Annotated in this window: 16 protein-coding genes and 1 pseudogene; 8 read left to right on the top strand and 9 right to left on the bottom strand. The window is 72.0% G+C overall.

The window, feature by feature from the left end; translation table 11 throughout:
* Positions 1-559: 559 nt before the first annotated feature.
* The 6 genes and pseudogenes from ACWEOZ_RS27405 to ACWEOZ_RS27380 form a co-directional block, all read right to left on the bottom strand.
* Positions 560-1606: pseudogene (locus ACWEOZ_RS27405) on the bottom strand (serine hydrolase domain-containing protein); the annotation flags it as partial.
* A gap of 67 nt (positions 1607-1673) precedes the next feature.
* Complete coding sequence (locus ACWEOZ_RS27400; RefSeq protein ID WP_451913535.1) at positions 1674-2897, bottom strand: low temperature requirement protein A; 1224 nt, start codon at positions 2895-2897, stop codon at positions 1674-1676.
* 201 nt (positions 2898-3098) lie between these two features.
* Positions 3099-3437, bottom strand: a complete 339-nt coding sequence (locus tag ACWEOZ_RS27395) for a DUF4387 domain-containing protein (RefSeq protein WP_451913534.1) — start codon at positions 3435-3437, stop codon at positions 3099-3101.
* Positions 3430-4809, bottom strand: a complete 1380-nt coding sequence (locus ACWEOZ_RS27390; RefSeq protein WP_451913533.1) for an acyclic terpene utilization AtuA family protein — start codon at positions 4807-4809, stop codon at positions 3430-3432. Before ACWEOZ_RS27390 ends, ACWEOZ_RS27395 begins: the two co-directional genes overlap by 8 nt.
* Before the next feature lie 5 nt (positions 4810-4814).
* On the bottom strand, positions 4815-5756 hold the full coding sequence (locus ACWEOZ_RS27385) for an NAD(P)-dependent oxidoreductase (RefSeq protein ID WP_451913532.1): 942 nt from the start codon (positions 5754-5756) through the stop codon (positions 4815-4817).
* 11 nt (positions 5757-5767) lie between these two features.
* Entirely contained in the window at positions 5768-7036 is a 1269-nt protein-coding gene (locus ACWEOZ_RS27380) for an MFS transporter (protein WP_451913531.1), read from the bottom strand.
* A gap of 95 nt (positions 7037-7131) precedes the next feature.
* Between ACWEOZ_RS27380 and ACWEOZ_RS27375 the strand changes: the two genes are divergently transcribed.
* Together ACWEOZ_RS27375 and ACWEOZ_RS27370 are read left to right on the top strand one after the other, a co-directional pair.
* Positions 7132-7821, top strand: a complete 690-nt coding sequence (locus ACWEOZ_RS27375; RefSeq protein ID WP_451913530.1) for a GntR family transcriptional regulator — start codon at positions 7132-7134, stop codon at positions 7819-7821.
* Positions 7818-8912, top strand: a complete 1095-nt coding sequence (locus ACWEOZ_RS27370; protein ID WP_451913529.1) for a tartrate dehydrogenase — start codon at positions 7818-7820, stop codon at positions 8910-8912. The genes ACWEOZ_RS27375 and ACWEOZ_RS27370 overlap by 4 nt, the downstream gene beginning before the upstream one ends.
* Here ACWEOZ_RS27370 and ACWEOZ_RS27365 read toward each other — a convergent pair whose 3' ends face one another.
* On the bottom strand, positions 8913-9905 hold the full coding sequence (locus ACWEOZ_RS27365) for a GlxA family transcriptional regulator (protein ID WP_451913528.1): 993 nt from the start codon (positions 9903-9905) through the stop codon (positions 8913-8915).
* A gap of 110 nt (positions 9906-10015) precedes the next feature.
* Between ACWEOZ_RS27365 and ACWEOZ_RS27360 the strand changes: the two genes are divergently transcribed.
* The 3 genes from ACWEOZ_RS27360 (at position 10016) to ACWEOZ_RS27350 (ending at position 12514) form a co-directional block, all read left to right on the top strand.
* Positions 10016-10657, top strand: a complete 642-nt coding sequence (locus ACWEOZ_RS27360; RefSeq protein ID WP_451913527.1) for an isochorismatase family protein — start codon at positions 10016-10018, stop codon at positions 10655-10657.
* A gap of 91 nt (positions 10658-10748) precedes the next feature.
* Positions 10749-11561 (top strand): MEDS domain-containing protein, encoded by an 813-nt coding sequence (locus ACWEOZ_RS27355; protein ID WP_451913526.1) that lies wholly within the window; start codon positions 10749-10751, stop codon positions 11559-11561.
* Positions 11558-12514 carry an anti-sigma factor RsbA family regulatory protein gene (locus ACWEOZ_RS27350; protein ID WP_451913525.1) on the top strand — a complete coding sequence of 319 codons (957 nt, stop codon included), beginning with the start codon at positions 11558-11560 and terminating at the stop codon, positions 12512-12514. Before ACWEOZ_RS27355 ends, ACWEOZ_RS27350 begins: the two co-directional genes overlap by 4 nt.
* A 13-nt stretch (positions 12515-12527) precedes the next feature.
* Here ACWEOZ_RS27350 and ACWEOZ_RS27345 read toward each other — a convergent pair whose 3' ends face one another.
* Together ACWEOZ_RS27345 and ACWEOZ_RS27340 are read right to left on the bottom strand one after the other, a co-directional pair.
* Entirely contained in the window at positions 12528-12821 is a 294-nt protein-coding gene (locus tag ACWEOZ_RS27345) for a hypothetical protein (RefSeq protein ID WP_451913524.1), read from the bottom strand.
* A 4-nt stretch (positions 12822-12825) separates the two neighbouring features.
* Positions 12826-13152 carry a hypothetical protein gene (locus tag ACWEOZ_RS27340; RefSeq protein WP_451913523.1) on the bottom strand — a complete coding sequence of 109 codons (327 nt, stop codon included), beginning with the start codon at positions 13150-13152 and terminating at the stop codon, positions 12826-12828.
* A 194-nt stretch (positions 13153-13346) separates the two neighbouring features.
* Between ACWEOZ_RS27340 and ACWEOZ_RS27335 the strand changes: the two genes are divergently transcribed.
* From ACWEOZ_RS27335 to ACWEOZ_RS27325, 3 genes are all read left to right on the top strand, one after another.
* Positions 13347-14846, top strand: coding sequence for a S8 family serine peptidase (locus tag ACWEOZ_RS27335; RefSeq protein WP_451913522.1), 1500 nt, complete (start codon positions 13347-13349; stop codon positions 14844-14846).
* Positions 14847-14985: 139 nt separating this feature from the next.
* Positions 14986-16572: a diguanylate cyclase gene (locus ACWEOZ_RS27330; protein WP_451913521.1), complete on the top strand. Its 1587-nt coding sequence runs from the start codon at positions 14986-14988 to the stop codon at positions 16570-16572.
* Between the two features lie 72 nt (positions 16573-16644).
* Positions 16645-17826, top strand: a complete 1182-nt coding sequence (locus ACWEOZ_RS27325; RefSeq protein ID WP_451913520.1) for a S8 family peptidase — start codon at positions 16645-16647, stop codon at positions 17824-17826.
* Positions 17827-17917 lie beyond the last annotated feature (91 nt).

The following is a 17917-nucleotide window of genomic DNA, read 5'->3' as shown; positions in this document are numbered from 1 at the left end:
CGGTGAAGTCGAGGGTCACGTCCGGGCCGGTTCCGGTCGGGTCGTCCGGGCGGTACCTGTTCGGGCCGACCGGTAGCAGTGGCAGTGCGGGCGGCTCGGCCGGGAGTTCCGCTCCCGCGATGCCGCTGTGCTCGTCGACCGCGTACCAGCCGAGCCGCGGACCGTCGCGCGTGGTCAGGGTGACGTACGTGCGCATCTCGCCATCGGCGACGACGGTGCCACCGGAGGCTACCGCGGAGATCGCTCCGTATTCGGCCTCCAGACCTTTGCGCTCCTCCCGCCCCTCGTCGGTCCGGCCGGCGAGCACGGACAGCACGCGCTTCTCGTGCTCGCGCAGGTCGCCGGCGGAGAAGCGGCCGCGCGGCGGGAACAGCGCACCGACCGCGCGGGCGCCGGAGGCCGAGATCCTCGGGCGGTTGCCGGCCACGGTCACTTCGACCGATCCCCCCGTCGCCAGCCGGTACGTCCCGGCGATCGCGGCCGGGTCAGCCCCTCCGGCCGGCGCGGTCGGCGTCGGCAGAGGACTGCCGGCCACCAGCGACCGTACCGTCGCGGCCAGCAGCTTCTCGGCCGTGAGCACCGGTCGGTTGGACGACATGACGATCACCTGGTCCCGCTCGGGGATCCAGAGGACCGCCACGTTGTGGCCGACGTCGCCGCCACCGCCGGCGACGGCCACGATCGGCTTGCCGTACACGGTGGCGTCGAACGCCATCCAGCCGCCCAGCGTGTACGACCGGCCGTCACCCACCGGGTACGCCGGATCCCCGGCGAGCGCGGCTGATCTCGGCGTGACGAGCCCGCCCCGGAACAGCGCGCGGGCCCAGGTGGCCAGTTCCCTGGTGGTCATCGCCAGCGAGCCGTTGCCCTCCGTCGTCCAGTAGGGACCGGCGAACTCGCGGGACCGGCTCGGTTCGCCGTCATCGAGGTACCCGGCGGCGAGGGGCCCGGTGGCGGCCGGCCGGCCCTGCCAGAAGCCGCCGGTGACCGCGCCGCCGGGCAGAGTGAGAATCTGCGTACGGGTGTAGTCGCGGTAGGACATGCCCGACACAGTGTCGATGATGATCGCCAGCAGCGTGTACCCGGCGTTGGAGTAGGCGTCGCTCGTGCCGGGCGGGAAGGCGGGCTTCAGCTTGTTGATCGCGGCGATGGCGCCGGCCCGGTCCAGCGGCTGGTCGTCGGCGCCGATCGAGCCGCTGATCCCGCTGGTGTGCAGGAGCAGTTGGCGTACCGTTGCCGCGGCCACCGGCCCGACGATCGCCGGCACCAGCTCGCCGGCCCGGTCGTCGAGGGACAGCTTCCCGCTCTCGGCGAGCTTGAGGATCGCGGTCGCGGTGAACGCCTTGCTGACCGATCCGATGCTGTACACCGTGTCGGCGGTGTTCCGGGCGCCGGTGGCGTCGTCGGCCGTGCCGTAACCGGCGAGGCAGTCGAACCGGCCGCCGGTCGAGACGGCGACGGCACCGCTGAAGCCGGCCCGCGCCCAGGCGCCGAACGCCGCCTCCAGCTTGCTGTCGCACTGCGGGTCCGGAGCCGGGTCCTCAGCGGTGCAGCCCACCGTCACAGCCAGCACCAGCACCAACGAGCAAAGCCATCGCCTGTTCATGCCGCGACGGTAGGAGCGGGGCTGAGAACGTGATGTAAACGGCCAGGCACCCGTCGGCGACCGGGAGCTAGCGGCGTCTGGTCTGGACCGCGACCACGGCCACGGTGATGACGGTGACGGCGGCGAGCGTGGCCAGAGCGGGCAATCCGGCGCCCAGCCAGGCCAGCGGGGCCACGAGTACGGCCGCCGTCGGCAGTCCCGGATCCAGCTTTCCCGTGGTGCGCCACCGGAAGGCCGCCTGGGCCAGCAGGTGCAGGACCACACCGCCCACGAGCGCGGCCAGCGCAACGCCCTTGAGGGGGTCGCTCAGGGAGTGGGCCTCCTCGTCCCCCACGTATTCGAGGGCCTTCTTCAGACCCAGCGCGAGCAGCACGATCCCGGCCACGAGGGGCAGGTGCAGGAAGCTGTAGGCGTCCCGGGCCAGGCCGGCACGCCGATCCTCGGCGGCCGTGCCCAGCGCGTGCTCGCCGGCGGCCGAGCTGATGTCGAAGTACGCCCACCAGAGCGCGCCGGCCAGGGCCAGGCCCAAGGTGGAGGCGACCACGATCGGTCCGGAGATCGGCAGACGGGCCACCCCGACGCCGATCGCCACGATCGACTCGCCCAGCGCGATGATGACGATGAGCCCGTGCCGTTCGGCGAAGTGACCGGCGGAACGGACCCGCCATCCGCGTGCTCCGCCGAAGTACGTCCCGGCATAGTCGACGGTCAGCGCGGCCACCCACAGCCAGACGCGGGCTGTGCCGTCGGTCGCGGCGGCGGCCAGCAGCAGCGCCGTGCCGCCCAGCATCGCGGGGGTGAAGCGCATCAGCTGACGGCGGAGCCCGGCGTCGCCTCGGGACAGCACATAGAACAACAGCAGGTGCAGTGCCCGGAAGACGAAGTAGCACACCGCCACGACGACCGGGCCGGAGAGCCCGCCCGGTGCGTCGTCGAACGCCTCGGGGATGGTCAGGGCCAGGACGAACATCGCCGCCATCGCCGCGAACATGCCGATCCGCGCGATCCCCCGGTCGGCGCGGACCAGATTGGCCAGCCACGCGTACCCGGTCCAGCTCCACCACAGCAGGGCGACGACGAGCAGGCCGCGGAGCAGGCCCACTCCGCTCAGCTGTACGGCCATGGTGGCGGTGACCTGGGTCAGCGCGAAGACGAACACCAGGTCGAAGAAGAGCTCGAGCGGAGTGACGGATCCGGTCTCCGGCATCGTCTCGGCTTCGAGCCGGATGACCCGGCGGGGACGGGCCGGTGAGCGGGTCTGATCGCGGGCAGAGTCCTGATCGTGGCTCATGGCGTCCCTCCTCGGAATCAGCTCGGCGCGTGCCGTCGCTGCCGCAGACATGTAATCATGTAATCGCCGTTCAGGAGACCCCGCGCCGGGAGAACGTGGCGGGCCGGGTCGACGTCGAAGGCCCGTGCCGATACGCCGGATCATCATCGTGAGCCTGGCCGGGCGATCCTCGCCTCGGCCGTGAACTGCTTTCTGCTCTGATCAGGCCGCGGCGGACGGCAGCGGGTACAACGCCAGCGGTACGTGGTGCTGGCCGGCGTGGATGTCGCGGTCCCGCAGGCTGCCCTGCACCACCGGCCGGGGGAAGGAGATCTTCACGACGTTCAGCTCGGGGATCCGGAAGATCTGGATGGTCTCCGCCGCGACGTCGTAGAGGCGGGCGACGACTGCCGCGTCCAGGTAGGCGGGGTCGGCCACCGTGGCGTAACCCGTGGCGTCGCGCATGAACAACTCCATGGTGACCCAGAACGGCCCGGCGTTCTTCGAACGGACCTCCAGGGCCAGGTCGGCGATCGTCCGGGGGCGGGCGGGCTCAGACATCGCGGTCCTCCGGCGGGTTGATGCGGAACAGGCTGGTGGGGGAGTCCACGTCCACGACGTGGTTGAGGACGAACTCGTACGCCGCGCCGCGCTCGGTCTCGGCCGGTGAGGTGGCGAACGCGAGGCTGGGCAGGTGGTCCATGTCCGGGGTGGGCAGGTGCAGCATCAGCGGGTTGGCGATCTTCGCGACCGCCGTGGCCGTCTGCTGGTCCGCGGCGTTGACCAGCAGCATCACCCCGACCTCGCGGGGCGGCCCGGTCTCCGGGTCGAGGCCTTCCAGGATGGCGTCGTAGCCGTAGAGGCGGATGTCGAAGGCGTACTCGTCGGGGCCTAGCTCGAGGGTCTGCCCGACCCATTCGGTGATCATGCGACGCAGCAGCGCGGCCCAGGTGGTGATCTGGCCGAGGATGTGCGGGTCCCGGATGGCGGTGAACGACATCGTCTCGTAGCCGGTGATCCGGGCCCCCTCCAGCTTGATGGTGTGCTGCTCGGCGGGTTCGAAGCGGGAGCCCTCGACGCGCACGCGCCGGTCGTCCAGGGCCCGGTAGGTGGCCTCGGCGACGTCGATGGTGCCGGCCGGCTCCCGCATCGAGTACGGGTTGACCGTCTCGTAGAGCATGTGCGCCGACACCGAGGTGGGGGTGCAGGCCACCGCCGGGTCGAGCGGCTCGATGGTGAAGCCGGCGGCGTCGATGGTGGCCAGGACGCCGCCGGAGCGCGGGTTGGTGGTGCACTGCCCGCCGCACTCGACGATCTTGGCCGCGTGCCAGGTGGGGCCGGCCGGCATGCCCGCCATGAGCGGATAGGCGGCGGCGACCGCGGTGTCGGTGGCCCGCCCGGCCAGGACGACGTCGGCGCCGGCGGCCAGCGCCTCGACGATCGGCTCGTGGCCCATCATCGCGACGATGTGCCGGCAGCTCTCGAGGGTCGCCGGGTCGAGCTCGCCGGCCGGTGGCAGCGGGTGCACCCGGCCGGCGTCGAGGTGTTCCTTGAGGTCGGCGGCCTGCTGTTCGCTGTAGACGGTGGCCACCCGCAGGTTCAGCCCCTCCTCGGCCAGGATGTCGCGGACGATGCCGGCGACCCAGTCGACGCCGGAGTCGGTGCCGCTGGTGCCGCAGGAGCCGACGATCAGCGGGATGCCGGCGGTCGCCGCCGCCCGCAGCAGCAGGCGCAGGTCGCGGGCGACAGCCGCGGCGGCGGTCTTGGCGGTGCCGGAGCCGAGATAGTACGGGCCGGAGTCGGTCGAGCCGCCGTCAACGGTGATGACGTCGGCGCCGAGGTCGAGGCCACGGGTGATGGTCTCGGGCGGGAAGCCGCCGCCGAGCATGCCGCTGGGCGCGAGCACGCGTACGGAATCACGGGTTTCAGTCATGGTCCTCATCTCGGGGTCACGGGGTTGACGGCTGACCGGGGGTGGCCGGCCAGGGCGGCGACGAGTTCCTCGGCACCCTCCAGCCCGGCGGCCAGGCGGGCCTCGGCGGTCTGCCCGGCCATGTGCGGATAGACGGTGATGCCGTCGACGCCGCGCAGCACGCTGTCGGCCGGCAGCGGTTCGACGTCCACGACGTCGAGAACTGCGCCGGCGAGCCGCCCGGATCGGACCGCCGCGGCGAGGGCCGCGGTGTCCACGATGGGCCCGCGCGCGGTGTTGATCAGGTGCGCGCCCGGCTTCATCCGGCTCAGCGCGGCCGCGTCGATGAGGTGCCGGGTACGCGGGGTCAGCGCGGTGTGGACCGAGACGAAGTCGGACCGCTGCAGCAGCTCGTCCAGCGTGACCAGGACGGCGGGCGCGGGCAGCTCGCCGATGCCCAGCACCGTCATGCCGAACGCCCGGGCGAGCGGCACCACGCGACGGGCCACCGCGCCCCGGCCGATCAGCCCGAGGGTCTTGCCGCGCAGCTCGTGCCCGTCGCGGCGGGGCCACGCGCCGGCGGCCACTCCGGTCGCCGTCGGCACCAGGTTCCGGGCCTGGGCCAGGAGCAGCCCGATGGTGTACTCGGCGACCGCGTTGCTGTTGATGCCCGGCAGGTTGCTCACGCTGATGCCGAGCCGGGTGGCCGCCGCGACGTCGACGGAGTCGTAGCCGACGCCGGTGCGGACGACGGCGCGCAGCTCCGGCGCTGCCCGCAGCACCCGCTCCGACATCGGCTCGTTGGCGATCAGCGCGCCCACGGCGCCGGCCAGGGCGGCGATCAGCTGCTCGGGCCGGCGCGGTCCCCGCATCGGGTCGTGCCGGGTCGTGAAGCCCTGCCCGGTGAGGTAGGAGTCCACCTCGTCGCCCGGGGTGAGGTAATCGGTGGTGATCAGAACGGTGGGCATCGGACTCCGTGTCAGGTGAGGATGGAGGTGCCGCGGTCGCGGTGCAGGCGACCGAGGCGGACGACGACGAGGACGGCCACAGCGGCGAGGATCGCGATGTCCAGCAGCATCCAGTCCCAGCCGGTGAGGTCGACGACGGCGCCGACGAGGGCCGGGCCGCCGAAGCCGCCGAGGTACCAGGTGACCGCGTACAGGCCGGTGTAGGCGCCGAGCACCCGGCTGGACGGCGCCAGGTTCCACAGGGCGACCGCCGCGTTGATCATGAATCCGGCGGCGCCGACGGCCGCGACGCAGAAGGCGACGACCGTCCCGGTGGCGGTCTGCACGGCCGCGCCGGCCGCCATCGCGGCGGCGAAGACGATGATGCCGACCCCCATGGTGCGCAGCCGGCCGTAGCGCTCGGCGCACAGCGCGGCCGGGTAGGCGGCCAGCAGGAAGGCGATGCCGCTGGGCAGGGTGAGCCCGCCGGCCTCACCGCGGGTCAGGCCCAGGGCCTCCATCCCGTACGGGGTGACCAGCGACCGGGAGGCGAACCACGCTCCGCCGAAGAGCAGGACGGTCAGCAGCAGCAGGAGCCGGCGGCGGTCGCTGTCGGTGACCAGGTCGGTGATGACCCGGCGGAACGGCACCCGCGCTTCGTCCTGAGCGGCGTCCGCGTCCTCGGCCAGCGCGGCCCGGTAGGCGGTCGACCGGTTGTCGCGGACCTTCGTGATCAGCACCACCGAGACGAGCAGCAGGATCACCGCCGGGATCACGAACGCGCCCCGGGGATGCTCGTCGATGACGAAGAGGCTGATCAGCGCGGCCACGATGATGGTCAGCGCGGCCGCGATCTTCACGGCGGCGTTGGCCCGGCTGCGCCGCTCGGGCGGGAGGAAGTCCGGGATCATCGACTCGGCCAGCGGCCGGATGGTGTTGACGACCAGCGCGTACAGGAACATCACGGCGACCAGCGTGACCAGCGACGTGGTCCACGGCAGGAACGCGAAGAGCACCGCCGCCAGGGGCATGCCCACCGCGAGGTACGGCACCCGCCGCCCCCACCGGGTCCGGGTGTTGTCCGACCGGTTGCCGATCCAGGGCTGGATGAAGATGCCCAGCAGGTTGTCCATGCCCATCAGCAGGCCGACGACCGCCGCGCTCGTGACGTGCTCGCGCAGCAGCACCGGCACCTGGTTGTCGTAGAAGTTCCACGTCGACTCCTGCGCGAACAGCGTCAGGGCGATGAAGAACGTGATCTTCCGGTGGGACACCGTGCTGTCCCGCAGCGTAATGGCCATGTTGCCTCCACGTGTCGGCCGTCACGCTAATTTGCTATGGCAAACTCGTCAACAGTTGCATGCAAACTTGCCATGGCAGGCGGTACAGTGCGCTCATGACTGCCACCCAGACGCTGTCCGACCAGGCGTACCGTCAGCTTCGCAGTGCGATAGCCAGCGGCGAGCTCGCTCCGGGGGACAAGGTCACCGAGCGCGGCATGGCCGAGCGGCTGGCGATCAGCCCGACCCCGGTCCGCGAGGCGCTGCGCCGCCTGGAGCTCGACGGCCTCATCGAGCGGATCGGCCCGCGCACGGTGCGGGTCGCCGCGATCCGCGACGCCGCCGTCGACGACCTCGCCGAGGTGGAGATCGGCCTGCGCGGCCTGGTGGCCCGCTTCGCCGCCCGGCACGCCACCGCCGCCCAGCTCGACGCCCTGGACGCGATCCTCGACCGGGCCGACGACCTGCTGATCCTGCTCAAGGAACGCGGTCAACCGGGACAGCCGTCGGAACGGCACCTCACCGCGCTCCTCGACACCATGCAGGAGTTCAACGACACCGTGGACGCCTGCGCCCACAACCCGGTCCTCATCCGGATGCTCGAGCAGAGCCGGGTCTTCTCCCGGCCGCAACGCCGCGAGCTGCTGCTGCGGCGGGTGGCCGAGGACCAGACCTTCGGCCTGGAGCGCTACACCAGCCACCGCGCCCTGGTCCGGGCTCTGCGCGCCGGCGACTCCACCGCCGCGGAACGCATCGCCATCGAGGACTCCCAGGGCGGCCTGGCGGCGCTGCGGGAGACCCGATGACCGCGCATCGCATCGCCGTCATCCCCGGCGACGGCATCGGCCAGGAGGTCGTACCGGCCGGGATCGAAGCGTTGCGGGCCACCGCCGATCACTTCGGGCTGCGGCTCGACTTCGACCACTTCGACTTCGCCAGCGCCGACCATTGGCAACGGCACGGGACGATGCTGCCGCCCGGCTGGGAGGAGACGCTGCGCGGATACGACGCCATCTACTTCGGCGCGGTCGGCCGGCCGTCGGTCGTCCCCGATCACGTGTCCCTCTGGGGCAGCCTGCTGCAGATCCGGCGGGTCTTCGACCAGTACGTGAACCTGCGCCCCTGCCGGCTCATGCCCGGCGTCCGCAGCCCCCTGGCCGATCGGGAGCCCGGCGACATCGACTTCGTCGTCGTGCGGGAGAACACCGAGGGCGAGTACTCCAGCGTCGGCGGGCGCATCTTCGAAGGCACCGCACGCGAGACCGTGCTCCAGGAGACGGTGATGACCCGCGTCGGCGTCGACCGCGTCCTGCGCTTCGCCTTCGAGCAGGCCCGCCGCCGCCCGAAGCGGCACCTCACGTCAGCCACCAAGAGCAACGGCATCGCCATCACCATGCCGTACTGGGACGAGCGGGTGGCGGAGATGGGCGAGCAGTTCCCGGACGTACGGCTCGACAAGTTCCACATCGATTCCCTGGCGGCCCAGTTCGTGCTGCACCCCGACTGGTTCGACGTCGTGGTGGCCAGCAACCTGTTCGGCGACATCCTGTCCGACCTCGGGCCGGCCTGCACCGGCACGCTGGGCATCGCCCCGAGCGCCAACATCAACCCCGAGCGCGAGCACCCGAGCCTGTTCGAGCCGGTGCACGGCTCCGCCCCGGACATCGCCGGCCGGGGCATCGCCAACCCGGTCGGGCAGATCTGGTGCGGGTCGATGATGCTGGACCATCTGGGCCATCCCGAAGCGGCGGCGCAGCTGCTGGGCGCGGTCGAGGACGTCCTGGCGTACGGGCCGCAAGGCGCGCCGCTGACCCCCGACCTGCACGGCACCGGCACGACAGCCGAGCTCGGCCGGGCGATCGCCGAGCGGGTCCGCGAGCGCCCCCGGACCGCGTGATCAGGAAGCGACAGCTGCTCCGGCTGTGGTGCGGGCGTCGAACCTTCGGCGGTATTCCGACGGGGAGGTGTCGAAGGCCGCCGCGAAGCGCTGCCGCATGGTGACCGTGCTGCCGAAGCCGCAGGCCGCGGCGATCTGGTCGATCGCCAGGTCCGTCGACTCCAGCAGCCGGCGAGCCTCGTCGAGGCGTTGACGCCGGACCCACACCGCCGGGGTGACCCCGGTGGCGGCCTGGAACGCCCGGATGAAGGTGCGCCGGCTCAGGTGGGCGACCTCGGCGAGCCGTTCGACCGGCAGGGGTTCGGCCAGGTGACGCAGCGCCCACTCGAGCACCGCGGCGATCGGGTCGTTCACCGGGTGCGCGGGCAGCGGCCGTTCGATGTACTGCGCCTGGCCGCCCTCGCGGTGCGGGGCCACCACCAGGCTGCGGGCCACCCGGTTGGCGGCCGCGGCGCCCAGCCGGCTGCGGACGAGGTGCAGGCAGGCGTCGATCGCCGAGGCGGTGCCGGCGGACGTCAGGACGTCGCCGTGGTCGATGTACAGCACGGACGCGTCGACGTCGATGTCGCGGTGGCGGGCGGCGAGCATGTCGACGGCCTGCCAATGGGTCACCGCCGTACGCCGGGCCAGCAGACCGGTGTCGGCCACGGCGACCGCTCCCAGGCACAGGCCGGCGATCGTCGCGCCGCGGCTGTGGGCCTTGGTCAGAGCGCGCCGCAGCGCCGGACCGGGCGTGCGGCCGTCCTCGAACCAGGAGGGGACGACCACGACGTCGGCCTCCTGGGCTGCCGGGAGTCCCCGCATCTCGCCGATGGGGTAGCCCTCGGCGGTGCGGATCGATCCGGCCCGGTCGGCGAAGAGGACTGTCGTCCAGTCGCCCAGGCCCTGCCGGGTGACCTCGTCGAAGACCAGCTGCGGCACGGAGAGGTGGAACATCGTGATGCCGTCGAAGGCGTAGACGGCGATCCGCAGGGCGTCCGGGGGAGATGGCACGAATTCATCGTAACGCCGCACCTGTGCCAATGGCCTGAGGTGGCCGGGGAGCGGAGACTCGAAGTGTCGCCGCCGGGAACGGCGGCACCGACAGCAAGGAGTGCCCAGCCATGACCACCGCACCGCGTCGCGCCCTCATCGTCATCGACGTGCAGCAGGACTACTTCGGCGGCCCGCTGGAGATCCGGTACCCGCCGCACGCCGACTCGCTGCCGCAGATCACCCGGGCGATCGACGCCGCCACCGCCGCGGGCATCCCCGTCGTGGCGGTGCAGCACACGATGGGCGACAGCGCGCCGCTGTTCAATCCCACCCGGCCCGGCTTCCAGCTGCACCCGGAGGTCGAGAGCCGCCGCACCGGCACATGGAAGTCGGTCGTCAAGCGGTACGGCACCGTGTTCGCCGGCACCGACCTGCTGTCCTGGCTGCGGGAACGCGACATCGACACCGTCACGCTCGTCGGCTACATGACCAACAACTGCGTGCTGGCCTCCGCCGCCGAGGCCGAGACCCACGGCCTGACCGCCGAGGTGCTCTCCGACGCCACCGGGGCGATCAACATCGCCAACGACGCCGGGTTCGCCGACGCGAAGACCGTCCACACCACCCTCATGACCTTGTTCAACTCGAACTTCGCCGCCGTCGCCGACACCGCGACCTGGTCGGACGCCGCCGGCGCCGGCCGGGCGCTGCCCGGTCCCGACCTCGGCGCGTCCGCCGTGACCGGTGCGCAGCACGCCGGACAGGCCTGATCAAGGTCATCCTCAGCCCGGGCCGCGATGTCGCCGCCGGCGGCCCGACTGGCTACTGTTGGGCGATGACCACTGCCTCGGTGTCCGGCCCGTGAGCCGGGTGAGCACGGCCGGGCACGTGTGCTGGTCATACGACGACTATCAGCCGTTCGACGCCTACGCGCGGGAGTTCCTGCGGACGGGGCTGGAGGCCGGCGAGCAGGTCTGGTACGTCCCGGGCCGGCACTCCGCGGAGACCGCCGGCTGGCTCGCGGACCAGGCGGCCCGGGCCGCGTCCGGCGACGCTGTCCGGGTCGTCGCGTCCGAGCAGGCGTATCCCGGCGTCCTGGTCGTCGATCCGGTCGCTCAGGTCGCCGCCTACACGGCCGCCACCGAGGACGCGCTGGCCGCCGGCTTCACCGGCCTGCGCGTGGTGGCCGACGCGACGGCGTTCGTGCGCACCGAGGAGCAGCGGCACGCCTTCGCCCGGTACGAGTACGCGATCGGGCGCTACATGCGCACCGCACCGATGCGCGCCGTCTGCGCCTACGACCGACGTGAGCTCGGCGATCACGCCGTCGCCGAACTGGCGTGCATGCACGAGTCCAGCCACGCCGAAGGCGTCATGTTCCAGCTGCATCCGGGGGCGACCACCGCCGTCGCGGTGCTCGACGGCGAGGTCGACATGTCGGTGGAGGACCTGTTCGCCGGTGCCCTGCGGCACACCGATCTGGCCCCGGCCGGTGGTGAGGTCGTGGTGGACGCCGATGACCTCGACTTCATCGACCACCGGTCGCTGCTCGCCCTGCAGCAGTACGCCGAAACGCAGCGGATGACCGCCGTGGTCCGGACCCGCCTCGGTGCCGCCGAGCGCCTCGCCGGATTGCTGGAGCTGGCGCACGTGCGGGTGGAGGTGACCCGATGAGGACCGGCGCCGCCGCCGGGCACACCGGCTACTTCCACGAGGCGGTCTGCTACGACTCCGACGAGGATCTGCTGGCCGTGGCCGTCCCGTTCCTGCTGGGCGGCGTCGCGGCCGGCGAGCCCACCCTGGTCGGGCTGGGCGGCCGCAACGCGGAGCTGGTGCGCGCGGCGCTGCCGGCCGGCTGCCCGGTCACGTTCCTGGAGGGTGGCTCGGTCTACGCCCGGCCGGCCGGGGCCATCCGGTCGTACCGCCGGCTGCTGGCCGACCACGTCGCCGGCGGGGCCGCCCAGATCCGGATCATCGGCCAGCTGCCGGTGGAAGCGCTCGGCGTGACCTGGGACTGGTGGGCGCGCTACGAGTCGGCCATCAACCACGCCTACGACGAGTTCCCGCTGTGGAGCATGTGCGCCTACGACACCCGGGTCACCCCGACCGGGGTGCTCGCCGACGTGCTGCGCACCCATCCGCGCACGGCACTGCCGGACGGCCGGCACGTTCCCAACAGCCAGTACACCGACCCGGTGCCGTACCTCAGCGAGCCCCGCCCGCCGGTCCCCGACCCGGTCCAGGAGACCGCGCCGCAGGCCGACCTGCACGATCCCGGGCTGTCCGAGGCGCGCCGGGCCGTCCGCGACGCCGACCGGGGCCACCTGCCGGCCCAGGACGTCGACGACCTGATCGTGGCGGTCAGTGAGACGGTGGCCAATGCGAACCGGCACGGCCGCGGGCCGGTGCGGATGCGGCTGTGGAGCGGCGCCGACCGGATCGTGGTCACGGTCACCGACGCCGGGGCCGGGCCCAAGGACCCGTTCGCCGGGCTGCTCGCCGCGGGCGACGGCAGCGCCGGTGGCCTCGGTCTGTGGATCGCCCACCAGTCGTGCAACCACGTCGCCCTGCACCGGCATCCTGACGGCTTCACCATCCGGCTGACCGCCGGAAACCCGCACCACTGAGGCCGTACGGGGATCAGCCGAGACCGCGGTGCCCGGCCCAGAGCGCACTGGCCCGGCCGGCCGCCTCGGCGACGAGCGCGGCCAGCTCGGGACTGTCCGGCAGCGGAAACGAGACGTACGTGCCGCGTCCGCCGGCGACGGGACGGCCGTACGCCTTGGCGGCGAGGTGCCCGTCCTTCAGCAACCGGACGTTCAGCGTGGTCAGCTCGAACTCCTGACCACGGCGGGTGTCGGTCCAGCGGAGCTCTTCCGGTATCGACACATTGATCGCGAGAGCGTTCACGTCGGGGTTGGCGTCGCTGCCCATGACCTCATCCTCGCATGCTCCTTCCCGGCAGCCATCCCGCCCGTTGCAGGGTGCGCCACCAGGTGCGGCGGATCTCGTGGGCGCCCCAGGCGTTCGGCTCGATGACGCCGCCGATGGTGATCGTGACCAGGTCGGGCCGCCGGTCGAGCCGGGGGAGCTGCTGTCCGAGCACCCCGGCGGTGGTGGCCCCGTCGTAGGTCAGGTCCAGCAGGTCGTAGCCGTGCGTACCGAGGTCCCGCCCGGCCCGGTCCGGGAAGTCGGTGTCGCGGTTGCGGTGCAGCAGACTCGTCGCGCCCCGGCCGGGCCCGCCGGCGTAGACGTCGATCGACATGAGTCACCCAGGGCGGTGTACAGCAGCGTCACGATCTCGGCTTGCCCGCTCCGCAGTCCGGTAATCGCGTCGTTCCACCGGCCGATCGGACGATGAGAGCGACCGACCGGCCACCTTTGCCGCACCTTGTTCACAACCGGCGTGACCCTGCCGAGCAGGTGGATCACATCGTCGGAACGTCGAAGGAGCCGCAGTTGAGGAACACAGTCCGCCTCAGGGCCGCCGGGGCGGCTGCTGTTGTCACAGCCGCCGCCCTGCTCTACCCGGGCACCGCGGAGGCCGCGATCACGACGACCTCGTTCACGGACTACACCTACACCGCCACGGCGGCGACGCTGCCCGACGTGCGCCGGATCGTACGGGACGACGTGGCGGCGGCCGCCGGCTACACCGGTAAGGGCGTCGGGATCGCCCTCATCGACACCGGCGTCGTGCCGGTGGCCGGGCTCACCAGCGGGAACGTGGCCAACGGGCCCGACCTGTCGCTGGAGTCGCAGGTGCCGGGACTGTTGCGCCGGGACACGTACGGCCACGGCACCCACCTGGCCGGCATCATCGCCGGGCGTGACGCCGTGGGCGGCACCTTCCAGGGGGTGGCGCCCGACGCCAAGCTGATCTCCCTCAAGGTGGGCGCGGCCAACGGCGCGGTCGACGTCACGCAGGTGATGGCCGCGGTCGACTGGGTGGTGGCGCACCGCAACGACGACCCGGCCAACCCGATCAAGGTGCTGAACCTGTCGTACGGCACGGACAGCACGCAGAGCTGGGTGAGCAGCCCGCTCAGCGAGGCCGTGGAGAACGCCTACCTGGCCGGCATCAGCGTGATCATCGCCTCGGGCAACACCGGCGGCAACATCCTGAACCCGGGCTCGAACCCGTACATCATCACCGTCGGCGCGACCGACCCGCGGGGGACCACCAGCACCGCCGATGACACGATGGCGACCTTCAGCAGCAAGGGCACCACCCAGGACGACGCACCGGACGTGCTGGCCCCGGGCCGGTCGATCGTCTCGCTGCGCGACCCGGGCAGCTACGCCGACGTGAACTACTCCTCGGCGCGGGTCGGGGACCGGTTCTTCAAGGGCAGTGGCACCTCGCAGGCCGCCGCGGTGGTCAGCGGCGCCACCGCCGTCCTGCTGCAGAAGTACCCGACCCTGTCGCCGATGCAGGTCATGTGCTACCTGCGGGCCACCGGTACGCCGGTCACCGGTTCCTACGCCCCGCAGATCAACCTGCAGACGGCGATCAGGTCCACGCTGACCAGTTGCGGCCAGAGCGGCAGCACCATCACCGGTACGGGCAGCATCCAGAAGGACCGCGGCTCGTCGCAGGTGACCATGGGTGACGGGGTCGTGCTGACCGGGGAGCGGGACATCTTCGGGCCGCTGAGCTCCTCGGCCTGGGCCGCCGCGAGCGCTGCCCGGACCTCCTGGAACGGCGGGGACTGGATGGGCCGGCCGTGGACGGGGACCGGCTGGGCGGGCTCCACGGACGGGCAGGGCAACTGGTCCGGCAAGGCGTGGTCGGGCAAGGCCTGGTCCGGCAAGGCGTGGTCCGACCTGGCCTGGTCGGGGCAGACCTGGTCCGGCAAGGCGTGGTCCGGCAGCGGCGGCACGGCGCCGAACTGGAGCGGGGCGGCCTGGTCGTCGACCGGTTGGCTCACCGCCGGCGACAAGGGCTGGATGTCCTGAGCGGCATCGCACCCCGGTGGGACGGCGGGTGTCCGCGTGGCGGGCGCCCGCCGTCCGCTGTCGCCGTACCGGTGAAAAAGCACCCGAAGTGCAATCCGGTTCCCCTGCCGGTCGCCCGGCGGTTGTCGATACGGCTCCCGTGAGCACAACGGGTCCGGGCGCTGATCGGCGACGTACGTCGCCGGCGTCTGAGCTCGCCCGCCTGCTGGACGATCTCGAGACCTATCAGGGCCGTGACATCGAGGCCAACCTGGCGTCCGCGGCGGCGATCGAGCGGGCGGCCGGGGAGTGCGGCGAAACCACCCTGCAGCTGCGGGCCCGGCTGGTCCAGGCCGACATGGCCCAGCGCAACGGCGACCGCAGCGGGGCCGCGCAGGTGTTCCTGGAGATCCACCGGCTGGCGCAGGACCTGGAGTCGCCTGCGCTGCTGGCCCGCAGTCACTTCCACCTGGCGCTGATCTACAACTACCTCGGTGACCACGCGGCGAGCCTGGAGAACGCGATCAGCGCCGTCGAGGTGCTCGACGAGCACGCCCCGCCGGGGCTGCGGCTGATGTATCTGAACCGGCTGGCCAACTCCCTCGGCGACGTCGGGATGATCGACGCGGCGCGGGAACGCTACCTGCAGGCCGAGCAGCTGGCGATCGCGATCAACGACCTGACCCGGCGGCTGCTGGTGCTCAACAACCGCGCGTACACCGAGTTCCAGGCCGGTGAGCTGGCCGCCGCCGCGACGGTGGTCGAGCGCATGCGGGTGGTGGCGGCCGCCCTGGGCCGGGAGTTCCTGATCATCGAACGCGACACCGTCGCCAGCATCCAGATCGGGCTGGGGGAGTACGCGGCGGCCGAGCAGACGCTGCTGACGGTGCTGGACTCGCCGCTCTGGTACGAGGTGCACGACCTGGCCGAGGCCACCCTCACCCTGGCCCGGGCCCAGCGCTGTCTCGGCGCGCTCGATCGGGCCCAGCAGAGTCTCGATCACAGCCGTACCCTCGGCGAGGAGCGGGAGCTCACCGGGATCCGGGTGGCCGTCATGGCCGAGCAGGCCGAGCTGTACGCGGCGGCCGGCGCGTTCGAGCAGGCGTTCTTCGAGTACAAGCGGTACGACGCCGCCCGGGAACAGCTGCGCTCGGCCCAGCAGGAGTCGCGGGCGCACACCCGGCAGGTGATGTTCGAGACCGCGCAGGCCCGCAACGACGCCGAGCGGTACCGCGAGCAGGCGCTCCGGGATCCGCTCACCGGGCTGCGCAACCGGCGCTATGTGGACGACCACCTGCCGGCCGCTGTCGCCCTGGCCGCCGAGACCCGTTCATCATTGACGATCGCGGTCGTGGACATCGACCATTTCAAGCGCATCAACGACACCCTGTCGCACGAGGCGGGCGACGAGGTCCTGGTGGCCGTCGCCCAGGTGCTGCGCTCGGTGCAGCAGACGGTGTCGGACACCGGCTTCGTGGCCCGGATGGGTGGCGAGGAGTTCCTGGTCGTGCTGCCCGGCGTCGGCACCGGACAGGCCGCCGGCCGGCTGGAGGAGCTGCGGGAGGCGGTCGACGGGCACCCGTGGCGGCCGGTGACCGGCGACCTGCCGGTGACGGTCAGCGTCGGGGCCACCTCGACCCAGGGCCATGACGCGCCGGCCGCGCTGCTCGCCGAGGCCGATCGGATGCTGTACGCCGCGAAGGCCGCCGGCCGCAACCGCGTGATCGTGTCACCGTCCGCGACCTGATTCACATGTGTCGATCCGCCTGCTAGCGTCACATGGCGTGGTTGCGTGACCACCCATCGTGGGGAGGTTCAGGTGAGAACAGCCATCCGTCGAGGCGCCGCCGCAGCAGGCGTCGTTGTCCTGTCGATCCTCGGATTGTCCACCGGTGCGCAGGCGGCACCGGCCGAGGCGGACGTCATCCCGGTAGCCGGAGCCGACGTGGTGCCGGACAGCTACATCGTCGTCCTCAAGTCGGGCACCGCTCGTACAGTCGCCGCCGAGCACGACGCGACCGTGCTCCACACGTACACCAAGGTCTTCAAAGGTTTCGCGGCGACGATGTCGGCGCGCCAGGCGCGGCAGGTGGCCGCCGACCCGGACGTCGCGTTCGTGCAGCCCAACGTGATCCACCGGATCTCCGAGACGCAGGCCAACCCGCCGTCCTACAGCCTGGACCGCATCGACCAGCGCAACCGCCCGCTGAACCAGGCGTACACCTACAGCACGACCGCGGCCACCGTGCACGCCTACATCATCGACACCGGCATCCGCACCACCCACCAGGACTTCGGCGGGCGCGCGGTCAGCGGACACGACGCGGTCGACGGCGGTGCCGCCGACGACTGCAACGGCCACGGTACGCACGTGGCCGGCACCGTCGGCGGCAGCGCGTACGGCGTCGCCAAGGGCGTGCAGCTCGTCGCCGTACGGGTGCTCGACTGCGAGGGCAGCGGCACCACCGCGCAGGTGGCGGCCGGCATCGACTGGGTCACCGCCAACGCGGTCAAGCCCGCCGTCGCCAACATGAGCCTCGGCGGCAGCGCCGACACCGCCCTGGACACCGCGGTGAGCGCGTCGATCGCGTCCGGCGTCAGCTACTCGATCGCCGCCGGCAACGGCCTGTTCGGACTGTTCGCCCTGGACGCCTGCACCCAGTCCCCGGCCCGGGTGCCGACCGCGATCACCGTCTCGGCGACCAACAGCAGCGACGCCAAGCCGTCCTGGGCCAACCGCGGCACCTGCGTCGACGTGTTCGCCCCCGGCATCAACATCACATCAGCGTGGGGCACCGGCGACACCGCCACCAACACGATCAGCGGCACGTCGATGGCGACCCCGCACGTGACCGGCGCGGCCGCGTTGTACCTGGCCGGGCACCCGAGCGACTCGCCGGCGCAGGTGCAGAGCGCGATCGTCAGCAACGCGACCACGGGCGTGGTGACGAGTCCGGGGTCGGGCTCACCGAACCGGCTGCTCTACACGGGCGCCTTCTAGGGCGCGTCTCGAAGTGCGTGTAGCCATTCGTTGATGGCGGTGATGTGCAGGGTGGCTTCGTAGCGGACGGCGAGTTTGTCGAACCTGGTGG

It is taken from the genome of Actinoplanes sp. NPDC004185 (assembly GCF_053603475.1).
Note: the sequence above shows the minus strand (reverse complement) of the source record. Positions and strands in the feature narration are given on the sequence as shown.

Excerpts from the sequence above, each read along its gene's own strand:
- ACWEOZ_RS27400 (WP_451913535.1), bottom strand. The coding sequence starts at position 2,897 with ATGAGCCACGATCAGGACTCTGCCCGCGATCAGACCCGCTCACCGGCC.
- ACWEOZ_RS27395 (WP_451913534.1), bottom strand. The coding sequence starts at position 3,437 with ATGTCTGAGCCCGCCCGCCCCCGGACGATCGCCGACCTGGCCCTGGAG.
- ACWEOZ_RS27390 (WP_451913533.1), bottom strand. The coding sequence starts at position 4,809 with ATGACTGAAACCCGTGATTCCGTACGCGTGCTCGCGCCCAGCGGCATG.
- ACWEOZ_RS27385 (WP_451913532.1), bottom strand. The coding sequence starts at position 5,756 with ATGCCCACCGTTCTGATCACCACCGATTACCTCACCCCGGGCGACGAG.
- ACWEOZ_RS27380 (WP_451913531.1), bottom strand. The coding sequence starts at position 7,036 with ATGGCCATTACGCTGCGGGACAGCACGGTGTCCCACCGGAAGATCACG.
- ACWEOZ_RS27375 (WP_451913530.1), top strand. The coding sequence starts at position 7,132 with ATGACTGCCACCCAGACGCTGTCCGACCAGGCGTACCGTCAGCTTCGC.
- ACWEOZ_RS27370 (WP_451913529.1), top strand. The coding sequence starts at position 7,818 with ATGACCGCGCATCGCATCGCCGTCATCCCCGGCGACGGCATCGGCCAG.
- ACWEOZ_RS27360 (WP_451913527.1), top strand. The coding sequence starts at position 10,016 with ATGACCACCGCACCGCGTCGCGCCCTCATCGTCATCGACGTGCAGCAG.
- ACWEOZ_RS27350 (WP_451913525.1), top strand. The coding sequence starts at position 11,558 with ATGAGGACCGGCGCCGCCGCCGGGCACACCGGCTACTTCCACGAGGCG.
- ACWEOZ_RS27345 (WP_451913524.1), bottom strand. The coding sequence starts at position 12,821 with ATGGGCAGCGACGCCAACCCCGACGTGAACGCTCTCGCGATCAATGTG.
- ACWEOZ_RS27340 (WP_451913523.1), bottom strand. The coding sequence starts at position 13,152 with ATGTCGATCGACGTCTACGCCGGCGGGCCCGGCCGGGGCGCGACGAGT.